This is a genomic window from Bacteroidales bacterium (assembly GCA_014860585.1).
Taxonomy (GTDB): Bacteria; Bacteroidota; Bacteroidia; order Bacteroidales; family 4484-276; genus RZYY01.
This window is the reverse complement of the sequence record JACZJL010000135.1, coordinates 1-13,267: the sequence shown is the minus strand read 5'-3', so window position 1 is coordinate 13,267 and position 13,267 is coordinate 1. Positions and strand designations below refer to the sequence as shown.

7 protein-coding genes are annotated in these 13,267 nt (G+C 45.2%); all 7 read right to left on the bottom strand.

Annotation, left to right across the window (positions count from 1 at the left end; translation table 11 throughout):
- Window positions 1–974: 974 nt before the first annotated feature.
- Complete coding sequence (locus IH598_14190; protein MBE0639664.1) at window positions 975–3,383, bottom strand: ABC transporter permease; 2,409 nt, start codon at window positions 3,381–3,383, stop codon at window positions 975–977.
- A gap of 381 nt (window positions 3,384–3,764) precedes the next feature.
- Window positions 3,765–4,001 carry a hypothetical protein gene (locus IH598_14185; protein ID MBE0639663.1) on the bottom strand — a complete coding sequence of 79 codons (237 nt, stop codon included), beginning with the start codon at window positions 3,999–4,001 and terminating at the stop codon, window positions 3,765–3,767.
- A 37-nt stretch (window positions 4,002–4,038) separates the two neighbouring features.
- Entirely contained in the window at window positions 4,039–5,754 is a 1,716-nt protein-coding gene (locus IH598_14180; protein MBE0639662.1) for a T9SS type A sorting domain-containing protein, read from the bottom strand.
- Window positions 5,755–5,846: 92 nt separating this feature from the next.
- A complete protein-coding gene (locus IH598_14175) occupies window positions 5,847–7,499 on the bottom strand; it encodes a hypothetical protein (protein ID MBE0639661.1) in 1,653 nt (550 codons plus the stop codon).
- A 670-nt stretch (window positions 7,500–8,169) separates the two neighbouring features.
- Window positions 8,170–8,403 carry a hypothetical protein gene (locus tag IH598_14170; GenBank protein ID MBE0639660.1) on the bottom strand — a complete coding sequence of 78 codons (234 nt, stop codon included), beginning with the start codon at window positions 8,401–8,403 and terminating at the stop codon, window positions 8,170–8,172.
- Window positions 8,404–8,440: 37 nt separating this feature from the next.
- Window positions 8,441–12,433, bottom strand: coding sequence for a M28 family peptidase (locus IH598_14165; protein MBE0639659.1), 3,993 nt, complete (start codon window positions 12,431–12,433; stop codon window positions 8,441–8,443).
- 693 nt (window positions 12,434–13,126) lie between these two features.
- A partial coding sequence (locus tag IH598_14160; GenBank protein MBE0639658.1) for a tRNA (adenosine(37)-N6)-threonylcarbamoyltransferase complex ATPase subunit type 1 TsaE occupies window positions 13,127–13,267 on the bottom strand: 141 nt, incomplete at its 5' end.

The window sequence follows — 13,267 nt, the reverse complement described above, 5'->3', positions numbered from 1 at the left end:
TCAAAATTAAGAATAGTAATCTTTTTCTCATAACTGTAAAATTTTATTGTTTAATTCTTCATTTCACGCTGCTAAATTACAACGATTTATAATGATTCCGTAAATTTTTAGAATTTTTAAAACGGCAAACATAAAAAAGATGGTATGCTCAATTTCTTCTGACTACTGAATGAAGAAAGTTCAACCCTCTAATCCGGCAGGCAGGAGCCTGCCAGGATAGACCAGACGAGGCTGGAGCCTCGCCTGAACATATCGTCCGAACACTTCGTTTGAAAAAACGGGTGCAAAAAAAAGCGATAGCATTACTAAGAGTAATACCATCGCTTTTATGTCCTCAGGTCTGTGTGTCGGCGTGAACCTTTCAAGCTGTTAGTCTGCTAGCCTTTTTCTTGCTTCAAAAACCTTCTTGCCACCTTACGCAGCGCCGAGCGTAAGGAGAATTACAATGCCGGAACCAATAGGTGCACCTCCACCCGGTGATGTCTGGTTACCCAATTCGCCATGACTTCCCGGTGGGTGAGCTGTGCAATCACTCCTGACTTTTGACAATAAGTGCAGTACTAAATAATCTTCGGGTCAGGCAGTACAAATTGCCGGTTTGGCAATTATGATGTTTCCGTTTTTAGCAGATCTGTCTCAGACTTACATTCTGATATAGCCAATGCATGATATTGCAATTGCGGACACCAGTATTGAATAACGAAACAATCAACCAATAAAAAACAGAACTCTATAATTCTTCACTGCCAAATAAGTGCCTCAAGCACCTAAATTTCTCCCCACAAGAGAAAAACCCTTTGGGGAGTAGCAGGCAGTAAGCAGTTTGCCTCGCTGAATCTATTCCATTACTGCATAACTCCCCACCCCCTCCTGTGTCTGGGTCGGGCAGGCATTGCTCCCATCAATTTCAAATGAACAACCCCAAAGTTTCGGGAGCTAGTTTTTTTGCCTGAGCGCCTATCCGCTGCGCCGCTCTACTCCCACCTCAACGCCTCCACCGGGTTCTTCAATGTTGCCCGGATGGATTGCCAGGAAACGGTGATCAGTGCAATCAACAATGAGAAGATTGCAGAAAGTGCAAATATCCACCAGGAAATATTGGTTTGGTAGGCAAAATTTTGTAGCCAGATGTGCATAAAATACCATGCCAGCGGCCAGGCAATCAGGTTGGCGATAATTACCCAACGGATGAACTCACGTGTCAACAACTTGAGGATTTGCTGTACCGAACCTCCAAAAACTTTTCGAATGCCAATTTCCTTTGTGCGCCGTTCGGTGGTATAGAGTGCCAGCCCGAACAGCCCAATGGCGGCAATAAAAAGGGCCAGCACTGAGAAATAAATAAACAGATTGGTCATTTGGATTTCGGCAACATAAAAACTATCGAAGCGTGTATCCTGAAAAAAATAATCGAAAGGCTGGTCAGGAGAAAATTCCTGCCATTTGCTTTCGATCATTCCGAGAATACCCGCCACATTTTGGCGGCTGATTTTAATGTTGAGGTACCTGAACATCGAGGGATCAAGCTGTATCAACAGTGGTTCCACGGCATCATGCAATGAAGCAAAATTGAAATCCCTTACCACGCCAACAATCTTTAGCGGGGTATCTTCGGCGGCGGTTTCGCCGAAAGGTAAATAGATGAACCTGCCCAGCGGATTCTCCCACTCCAGTTTTTTCATCAGCGCTTCGTTGATGATGATGGCATTGGAATCGAGTTGGCGGTTTTCGTTAAAATTTCGTCCCATTAATAATTCTGTATTCATCATATCCAGGTAATTGTAATCTACCTGTACATTGTTCATCATCCACGAACTTTGCCTGGTAGTTCCTTCGGGATAGTAACCCCGCCTTTGCTCAAAATTACCAAGGTATGTTGATGAAGCCGAAACATCCTTCACACCCGGAATCAGCCTGAACTCATCCTGCATATTTTCATATTTAGCCATCAAATCACTGCCACGTATCGGCACAATAACTACATCCTCCCTGCTGATGCCAATGTCTTTGCTTTGCATGAACTGAAGTTGCCTATAGATTGCGAGCGTGCTAAAGATCAGAAAAACTGAAATCACAAACTGCAGCACCACCATCGCATTCCGAAAGTAAGAGCGTCGCCCGCCCCTGAAGACGTCACCTTTCAGCACCCTGATGGGTTTGTAAGCAGACAAGAAGACTGCCGGATAACTTCCCGATAACAACCCGGCAAGTAAGGCTACCCCGAGCAAGAAAAGCAGGAAAGGCCAGTTGGCCAGCCAGCGATAGCCAAACTCCACACCGGCGAGGTTGACAAAAAACGGCAAAAACAACTCTACCAGAAACATGGAAATAAACAGGCTGATCAGTGCAATGATAAGCGACTCGCTGATAAATTGCCGGAACAAGAGGTTACGGCTGGCGCCAAAAACCTTTCTAACACCAACTTCAAGCGCCCGTCTGGAGGATTTTGCAGTGGTAAGATTTACAAAATTGATGCAGGCCACAACGAGCACCAGGAATGCAATGGTGCTAAAAATCCATATCCTGCTCATATCGCCATTGTTGCCTAGTTCGTGCACCAGTTTAGATGTGAGGTGTATATCAGTGATGGGTTGCGGTACAATTTCGAGCTTCAATCCGTATTCTTCCTCTGCCTGGTTCAAATGGGAAGCAGCCACAGTCTTTATTTTTTCATTGAGGATATCAAGCGTAGTACCATCCGAAACCCTTACATAGTTTTGAGTAATAAAAGTCCACAGGCTGTTCATATAACTCCACATCCTTTGGTCACTTCTAAAGGTGGACATCGAAGCCAGCACATCAAAATGCAGGTGTGAGCGGTTTACCGGATCACGCACAACACCTTTGACAATCATATTTTGTTCGTTGTTCCACCTGATGGTTTGAAACATGGGATCACGGTTGCCAAAAAATTTCCCTGCCATGGTTTCCGATAAAACTAACGAATTGGGCTGATTAAGCGCTGTTACAGGATCACCATTAATAAATTCATATTTGAAAATATTGAAGAAGTTGGAATCTGCATACATTATCCCATCCTGGTAAAACTTGTGGTCGTCAACCTGGAAAAGAACAGGCCTGTTGGATTTATAGAGCGTAACATGCTCTTCAACTTCGGGTATTTCATTTTGCATCAATTCACCAACCGGACCACCGGAAGTAGCAGTATGAAAATTATTTCCCGTCATACTCCCTTTCAGGCTGAGCCGGTAAATGTTTTCGGCATGGTCGTGGTGTTTGTCGTAACTCAACTCGTCCTGCACATAAAGAATGATCATTGTGAAACAGGCCAACCCGATGGCCAGACCAAATATGTTAATCAATGAGAAAAGTTTATTTTTCAGCAGGCTCCTGAATGCAGTGGTGAGGAAATTTTTAAACATAGCATTAAATCAGAGATGGTTTGGAACAAATGAATCATATCGGCTTGTTTTGATCTTCTGCTCCTAACACGCCGGAATGTTGGAGTAATGAAGTGCTGGAGTAATAAGTGATTCAATTGAAAATAGTTAAACAATTAATTCTGGAAAGCACCTCTCCGATTATTATACCAAAATTTCTAAAATTTTATCATCTAACGAGTTATCCAAACCAACTGAGCAATCAGTAACAGTTTTAGTGTTCAGCAGGAAACATTGCTTGTCCGCAATCGTACAATATTATTTATCGTTCGTTGTCCGAAATTCCCATTTACCAGACAGGGATAGCGAGACCTGTCAGGTTTTTGAAACCTGACAGGTCTGGAGGTAAAAATTTACCGGCAGTTATTCTGCAAGCTTTTTCCTTGCATCAAATACCTTCTTCCCGCCATAGGCAGCGCCCAGCGAAAGCAGGATCACGAGGCCGGAGCCAACCGGAGCTCCGCCTCCCGGAGGCTGGTTACCTGTGCCGCCGTGACCTCCCGGAGGGGGTGGCGGGTCCTGGGCGAAAGTTGGTGTTACAAGGATGAATCCCATCATCAGGATCATCAGGGCTGCGGTGCGAAATGCTATTTTTTTCATCGTGATATGTTTTTATTGTTGTTTACGAATGGATGGATTAACGGATAAACACCTTGCGGCTGACTGCACTTCCGGAAGTGACGGCCTGGACTACGTAACAGCCTGCGGGAACATTCAGCGTGATCTGTTTCAATCCGTCAAGCACCAATTGCTGGTTGTACACCTGCTGGCCGGTGATGTTGAAGACGGAGATCAGCGCTTCTGCACTTTCAATGCTGCTGATATATATTGACTGGCCGTGCGAGTAAATTCCAATCACATCATTTGTATTGAGTTCATTGACACCGAAAGCGCCGGTAAAATGCAGTAAAAAACGATCGGGGTTGTCCTCTTTCATTGCATTAAAGGTGTAAGCGTTACTATGGGTCAGTTCATGCATTATTCCGGTTTTCCTGTCTTCGAGAGCAATTACTACTCCCTGTGTAAAAGTTTCAAGTGTCAAAGCCTGGATGGTGTAATTGCCGTTGGCGCCAACCCTGAAATGCAGTGGAATGGTGGTCTCTTCCTTCGGTGAACTGCGGAAGTCGATGGCATATTTAGAACCATCCTTCATGGTGCAGAGACCCGGGGCTTCGGCAACAAAGCTGAGCAGCTTGGAGGCGCCACCCTGGTCGCTATCATGGTTGAACTCAATGATTACTTCATCAGAGTAAGTATTTGGGGTACCGGTAACCTTCAATTTCAGGTAATCGGCCAGTTCTTCGGTTGATTTCAGGAAAGCCTGGCTGCTATGAACCCTGATGGCGTTATCCATTGTCAAATTGCCACTTTTTGCATTATCAGCCTTTACCATAAAACCTTGCATGGGAGCAATGTAACGGGATACGTTGTTAGTTCCTCCATCATTAAGTGAAGCAGAGTTAAATGCGCCATAATTCCCAATGATATCATTCCAGATGTGCATATCATAACCTTCACCATTGGGCTCTAAACCACTTAAGTTCCAGCCTGAACCGGATTTCCAGTCAATTGATGACGGAAAGGGATTCCCAACATGGTTATATTGCTGGTGTTGGCCTGAACCAAGAGCTGAAAGAGGAAAATTCACACTTCCCTGATTCAGTGCTCCGGTGAAAGTTTTTATTGTATTTGAAATTTCATAAGCCACAAGATATCCTTTACCTACTTCAAACTGATTACTTCCATTGGCAGTAAACCAGGTAGGTTCAACAGTTGTGTTCTTAAAATTTACCCAGGTCAATTCCGGTTCATACCAGGAATAAAAATCATAATCACCATTTTCACCCGATGGGGTAAAATCGCCGGAAATCTCCTGATCAGCAACCGGGGAAGACAAGAAATGCCAATTCCATGAATTGCCTGTAATATATCGTTCAACGGTCGCACTGACATTGTCGGTAGCATGGATTAGTGAGCCAGAACCGGTGATGTCGGATTTAATCACCAGTCCCTGACTGGATGCATTATTGATCAGGATTCCGGTAATGGTTAAAGCACCAGTGACCGGAATGGTAACCTTCCCATCGGCTTCGATGATCAAATCAGTATGCTGGTAATTACCATCCACTTCAACAGATGCCTTGATCCAGGCTCTTTCTGAGGGCACAGGAACTGTATTTTGACTCCAGTTTTCTGCTTCACTCCAGTTCCCGGGGGTTTTAAACCAATTATCGAGATGTTGGTTAGCGAGTAGATTAAAATTATCACCCGGACCAGCTCCTCCGCTGTATTGAGCGAAAAGCAAACCCTGCAACGACAGCAACAATATTAAGCACAAAACAATTTTATTCATAAGGCATTTGAGTTATAATAAAAGGCAATCTGTTTTTTTTGTAATCACAATAAGTAACACTATTTCATTTTTGACTGTATAATCAGTAAAATTCAAGGCGTATTCCTCACACCCCGAATACCAACCCGCTCTAATCGTCCGGCAAATGTTTCTGCGGCTGAACTTCGGTCTGAAAGCCTTAACCAAGTCGTAGAAAGCCTGAAATCTCCACATCTGTGGCCTATGCCGATTGCATCGGTCCCCGGCCAGTTGACAACATCCGCATCACCAGCGGTGTCGGGCAATCCATTTCCATGCTTACCGTCAAAGAGTCTTCCTGCAGAATTCCCAACAGAAACGACACGTTCGAAAAGGTTGCCGCTCACTTCCATAACCCCGTAATAACCAGCGCCTGCCTGAACCCGTGTACTGCCCGATTTGGCAAATGCGCCGGTTCTGAAAGGATACCGGCGTGAAATAAGATTACTATTAGCAGCATTGGCACTATTGCTCGGTATCTCGTTCGCACAGCCACTGTTGGTAATCCCGGTGTGCCCGGTGATTGATGTACTTCCCCATGCATACTCGTTTGCAACAGGTGTGATTGGTCCCCGGCAGGCTTTTTCCAACTCCAGTTCGGTCATAGGTCTGAGTGATGACCAGTCAAGAAAAGCTGCAACATCAGCCCAGGTTAACCAGTTGCAGGCAATGGTTTGCCCATCGCAGGGTTCGTTCGGTGTTCCGTTGCTGTTAAAATCGCAGTAAAAAACTATAGGGTCATTGGCGTCAATGGTTCCTTCACACCTGATCCCATTTCGAAAACTGACAGTACCTGTGTTGCTCATCACATAGCGGTTTGTGACCGTAGTTATGCCTGTAGAAAGATCTGTAGCTGTCCGCATATTTTGCTGGTCGCGGGTAAGTGTATTTAAAAAACCAACGTAACCCTGCTGAGTGAGTTCATACTTCATGCAATAAAACGAGCTATAGCCCTTTGGAAAAACTTCCGGAAGGATTTGGGTTACTGAATAGCTAAAATCATCGGCAACAAACATCCCCGTGTTATTTCTGTTACCCAGATTACCGTTGTCAGTACCTCCGAGGGTTAATGCTGCTTCACCCGTGATCTGAAAAGCAGCAGTAGTATTGTGGGCAGAGAGTTGATTGGTCACCGTAGTAATAGTTCCATCTCCGACATAAAAACTCCCTTGTTGAACATAGACCATCTCGATGGCGAAAACCTGAAAATCAACCACATCATCGTCACCAATACCATTTGCCCCATAGTTCCAGCGCAATTGGACATCGGTTAACGAAAAAGTTCCGGTTCCATCACTGATTCGGTAAATAAATGCGCCCATACCGGGATTTGAAGTGATATGAAAAGGACTTCCAGGTGAAAGAAGTCCAATATCAATAGTGCTGCCTGATGGAGCAGTATGACCGGTATTATTCAGCAAGGCATGTTGCCAGGGTTGATTGCCCGTTCGAATTTTCACAAAGACCCATGCTGCATCCCAGTTGGAGGGACCGGAACTTACCCGCCAGGAATTATCCCATGAAATATCGAACTCCACCATGGTATAATTCTCATCGGGATCCTGGCCGGTAAGCCTGATGTTTGTAACGGAGATATTGTTGGAAACAGCCTGAGCGCCATAAATAATGAATAGAACGGCAGCTAACCATCTCCACTTTTCAAAAGTTATAAAGCCCTCCTTCAGGTTATTGACTGACCTGAACATTACACTTTTAAAAGTTTTCAATGTAGTAAATGTTTATTTATGTTGAATTTAATACCATCATTCAAATCAATATTTTAAAAAAATGATAAAACAGTTTTCTTTTATTCTGACTGCTGGTCAGGCTAAATAAATCCTTTGATGCATTTCTGAACGTTGCAAACTTATAAATTTTTTTTGTTCGCTTTACTTTTATTTCAATTTTTACTTACAAATAATGTAAAGCTCCGGTCAGATTTACCAGAGCCTCGTCCGAACAGCGGTTCAGCTTAGGCTCCAGTCCGAATTATGAAATACATCATTTAAACGGCAGGCCGGAGCCTGCCGGGATAGACCAGACGAGGCTGGAGCCTCGTCTGAACACATCGACTAAACTTATCATCCAAAAACTTCGTCCAAACAACTCGTCCGAATACAACGTCTAAACAAACGGGCGTAAAAAAAAAGCGACAGCATCACCAGAAGTGATACCATCGCTATTAAATCCCGATAGCATTGCTTTCGGCGATTCAATCGGTGATCATACTAAATTTTGCTGCAGGGCTGCCATTCATGTCACTAAATGTGCACTTGCGTGACTTGTAGAAGATTGAGGTTAAGGTTAAGGTTAAGGTTGAGGTTGAATGGAAAAACCTCAACCTAAACCTCAATCTCAATATCCTCTTCTCTAAGTGCTCTTCGTCTCCCTGGGCTTTTATTCCCTCTTCCTCATCTCGTACACCTGCTTCCCGCCATAGGCAGCGCCCAGTGAAAGCAGGATGACGAGGCCGGAGCCAATCGGCGTTCCACCTCCCGGAGGCTGGTTACCTGTGCCGCCGTGGCCTCCCGGAGGAGGAGGTGGCGGGTCCTGGGCAAATGTTGGCGTTGCAAGGATGAATCCCATCATCAGGATCATCAGGGCTGCGGTGCGAAATGCTATTTTTTTCATTGTGATATGTTTTTATTGTTGTTTACGAATGGATGGATTAACGGATAAACACCTTACGGCTGACTGCACTTTCGGTTGTGACGGCCTGCACCACGTACCAGCCTGTGGGAACATTCAGGGTGATCTGCTTCAGTCCGTCGAGCATCAGCTGCCGGCTGTACACCTGCTGACCGGTGATGTTGAAAACGGAGATCAGCGCTTCTGCACGCTGGGTGCTGCTGATATAAATTGACTGGCCATAAGAATAGATGGAAGTCTGCTCTGCAGCCGGGTTTTCATCAACACTCACCATTTCAAACTTGAGCAGGAAGCGGTTGGGATCGTCACCGGTACTTGCTTCGAAGGTATAAGAACGCGTTTCGCTAAGCTTGTGAATGATGCTGGTTTTTTGATCAATCAGCAATATTGTATGATTTTCAAATTCACCGGAAACCTCATCCAGATTCAGGGTCATCATTCCATTTGCCGGAACTTTTGTGGAAATATGGATAAGTGTTGATTCATCAAAGGCTGGGATAGAGTTGATTGAAACATTCCTGCTATCTGATGTCATTGAATATATTTGAGGTACGTTCTGGCTGTAACTGAACATTTTTACAGCATCTCGACGGTCGCGGTCAAAAGAACTGTTTTCCCAGATGCGTATGGTGGCCTTATCCGCATAAGCGGTGTTCTTCAGCACCAGGGTGATCTGACTTTCAGTTTCTGAATTTTTCATAAAACCGGCGCCATGCACCCGCATGTCGTCACTAAAAGTAAAAGGAATATTGTTTGACAACACTTCAGCCTTGACAAAGAATCCCTGGTTGGCGGCAAGATAAGCGCCTTCTGTAGCTCCGTCAATCGATTCATAACCGGGAGAGGGCAATTCTCCCACAATTCTGTTTGTATTGTAAACATATACAAAATCATCTTCAAAAAGAGAGCGATCAGCTTTATACCAGTCAATGGCTGATGGATAAGGGTTGCCCAGCAGGTTCCAGCCGCCTTCCCATGACCGGCCCTTATCGCCAGCACTGTTTTTCAATGCAACGGTCACATTTCCGACATTCAATTCTTCCGAAAAAGTACGTACCAAAGCCTGTTCATAAGCCACAAGGTACCCCTGTCCGCCGATGAAGTGGGTAATGCTGTTCGAAGGGTCTTTCTGGTTCAGCCAGGGATATTGCACATTGGCTTCATTCCAGGCATAGAAATCATAGTCGCCCGCCATGCCGGAAGGCGTCCATGAGCCGGCAATGGGTTGGTCAGAAACAGGTGATGAGATCAAATGCCAGCCGTCCTTTCCATCCTCCCAGTCAGCCTCCGAAATGTATCTTTCAGCAGTTGCCTGTACTCCATGGGTGTAATGGATCAAAGAACCTGTTCCACTGTCGCTGGATTTTATCAGCAATCCTGCATCTGATTTGGTTCCGGTATTTTCGTTGTTTAGCAGACCATTTACTGTCAGCGTTCCATCAGGATTAACCTGAAGCAGACTGCCTTCTTCAATAATCAGGTTATTCACCTCAAGTGCATTATTCAGCTCCACTCTTCCATTGATAAAAACGGTGGCTTCGTCCGGGATCACCGAAGGGCTTGTTGAGATATTTAAGTTATTGAAGAAAGGCTGTCGCTGATCACCCGGAGCAAGGCCACTTGCATAGAATCGCACAGCATCCGGTGCACCCGCCACTGAAAAAGTTTGATTAAAGGACTCTGAACCATCTCTACCTGTACCATAAACACGCAACGCTCCATCGGAAACATATTCGAAATTCAGGCTCATTACCTCAGTACCATAGTTACTGAACATCGTGCTGCCATTGATTGTAATTGTTGCACTGCCTCCCTGGTTAATATTGATAAGTTGCGTCCCGCTGGTTCCACCGGTATACAGATTAATGCCCTTATTGCCCGGACCATCGCTATCCCAGTTTACTCCCCAATTAAAACTGAAAGTGGCGCCAATTCCAAAAGGGGAGATAAAATTCCTGTCAGCATTGGCATAATTATTTCCCGCAGGATTGGCATACAGACCGAACGATGGATTATCCATACCTGAAATACCGGCAACAGCAGGATTACCGGGGAAAAACCCGGCATAACCCCCATCCGTCCCGGCTGTCAGGTTCCAGGGTTCGAAACCATACCCCTCATTACTGCCGTTACTCCAGGTAGTATAATTCGAAGCATCATCGGCGGCGCCAATCATTATCCAACCCTCAAAAGTTGAAATATTGACTTCGCCGATGCCTATTTGCTTACTTGATCCGCTACCTGTTCCCTGGTCTGAAGACCATGATACCGTGAAAAGCTCATCGCCGGCAATGTTTAACCCCTGAACCGATGCATAAATACGATTATTTGTTCCATCAGCTGTGGAATAGGCCAGGGCACTCACTTCTGTATCATTTACTTTTACTGTCCACACCGGTGAGCGTCCTCCACCCGCTTCGGCAACCATGCCAAGATAGGAGATAAAAAGTTCTTCGATGGGTTCGCCGGTATCATTTTTTAAGCCAAGCGAAGCTGTGAAAACGCCTGTTTCGGATGTGTGCTGATAACCCAGAACATTGGCTTGAGAAGTTGAGTATTTCAATCCGGTATTGGTATTCCCCCCATCGGCCCAGGGGCTGAAATCCAGTCTGTTTGCTGACGAACCTGTGGCATCAGGAGTCCATCCCTCAGGCAATGTTTCTTTACTTACAAACCCACTGAAATCCTGGCTATAAGGCAAACCTTGTGGTTTTTCCATGTTGGCCATGGTAACCACTGAGGCGAGAATTGCTTTGGTGAAGATAACCGCCTGATCCTCCCTGATGTAACTTGTGCCAACCACATCGCTTGCCGAGTGAATGTAAGGACTGTAGTTCTGAGCATCCTCAAACGGAAAAATACCCATAAAGCCATTTTGGTTGAATGCAGTATGGTCGCTGTCGCCATAGAGAAATGTTGAAGGTGTTACCACAAAATCGGGAAGATATACTCCGGCGACGGTGGTGTAAAAATCACCAAGAGGTTTGGCTGATTGCGGATAGATCAGCGAGGTCATGATGGTAGAATTGCCGGGCTTCAAATAACCATTCATGTCCATATTGAAGTACCCCAGGATGTTCATCCCCTGCTGGGAACAGCGTTTGGCGTAAGCCTTGCTTCCATAGAGACCGTACTCCTCGCCGGAGAATGCGCAAAAGATGATGGTGCGGTCAAAATCATACAGACTCAGAATGCGGGCAATTTCCAGGATACCGGCTGTTCCCGAAGCATTGTCATCGGCGCCGGGAGCAGGGTTGCTCACTGCACCTGCATAGGAATCGTAATGAGCGCCCAACACGACATACTCGTCCGGATATTTAGTGCCTGGAAATGTGGCGATCACATTGTCGCTTGCCGCTCCTCCGGGCATAGTAAAGTCCATCACCTCTACACTAAATTCCAGATCAAGCAACTCGTTTTTAATCCAGTTCTGCGCCAGGATTGAGCTGGCATGATAGCAATTGCGCGTACCATAATTCTGAAGATGCTGCACATCGGTCGTGATATTGACACCGTTAACCTGAGCCAGCAGGCTCTCAACAAAAGGATCGGGAGAAAACCTGCTTAGTTCGGTATAGCAGCTTTGTACCGGTAAAAGTACCTTCTGGCTGAAAATCCTAACCATACCATCGTTTTTTGCCGGGGGAAGCTGCCCGTGGGTTACTTCGTCAATCCTGACAACGAGCAGGCTGCCCATATCGTAAAGCACATCGGCAAAAGGTTTGATGCGTTCGATATAACCTTCCTTATCAACATACTTATCTACGTTAACAAGATAATAACTGAAGCCTTTGTCCCATGGGTTCTGATCAAGCCAAACATAAGGCGCTTCAAGGTGTCCGTCAAGAGTGGCAACCACAAATTCATCGCAGTAGAAATTGATCCTTAAAGAGGGGTTGTTGAAAAGACTTTTACTTTCTTCAAAGTTTTTTGTCGGAATTAACACCAGGTCGGAAGCGGTCATTGGGACCGAAAACAAACCCAAAAAAACGAACAGGAAAAGATGTTTCATGGCTAAATTTTTTTAATCAAAACATGCGAATTAGAATTGACCGTAAAATTAAAAAAAAATCAAGGGTGAAGATATGAAAAATGAAAAAATTGCCTGCCGGGATAGACCAGACAAGGCTGGAGCCTCGACTGAACACATCGACTGAACACTTCGTTTGAACAAACGGGCGCAAAAAAAGCGACAGCATCACCTGGAGTGATACCATCGCTATAGTTTTCCGATAGCATCGCTTCCGGTGATTCAATCGGTAATCCCAAAGTTGTAAATAAAAAGACCTGACAGGTTTCCAAAACCTGTAAGGTCTGCGTCCATCGATTTCCTATTTTGTGCATTGGGTCACCCAAGAAAAAGGTTTTTCATTTGACAGATTCCGTACTTTTGGCTTAATCCAAAAGTACCAAAAGATCAAGGCTTGATAAAAATTTCTGGTTTTCTACGGATCGGATTGCTCACGCGATACAAGCCGCACCTGCACACAGGCTAACGCTTGCTTCTGTATCGCTTGCTGCAGGCCGGCCCTGCAATCCTTCCCTTGAAAATTGGCGAAATTTTTATAAGGCCAGTCCCAAAAACCCTCAGCTGATGGTTCCTGGGGCTGACCTTAAATTCTTTTCGCAGCAAAACAGGAAGACTACAGGCTTAAAACGTAATCTCATAATCAGTCAAAAGAAGTGGAGGACAAAAATTGAAGGGTTAAAAGCTGAATAACCGGCTACCGTCGGACTCATTCACTGTAATTTGAACATTCACAGTATCTTCGGGCAACAAGGGCTCGATGAGTTCTGGCCACTCGACAAAACAGTAATCTCCGCTGTAGAAATAATCCTCGTATCC

Coding starts and splice junctions, on each gene's coding strand:
- IH598_14190 (MBE0639664.1), bottom strand. CDS start 3,383: ATGTTTAAAAATTTCCTCACCACTGCATTCAGGAGCCTGCTGAAAAAT.
- IH598_14185 (MBE0639663.1), bottom strand. CDS start 4,001: ATGAAAAAAATAGCATTTCGCACCGCAGCCCTGATGATCCTGATGATG.
- IH598_14180 (MBE0639662.1), bottom strand. CDS start 5,754: ATGAATAAAATTGTTTTGTGCTTAATATTGTTGCTGTCGTTGCAGGGT.
- IH598_14170 (MBE0639660.1), bottom strand. CDS start 8,403: ATGAAAAAAATAGCATTTCGCACCGCAGCCCTGATGATCCTGATGATG.
- IH598_14165 (MBE0639659.1), bottom strand. CDS start 12,433: ATGAAACATCTTTTCCTGTTCGTTTTTTTGGGTTTGTTTTCGGTCCCA.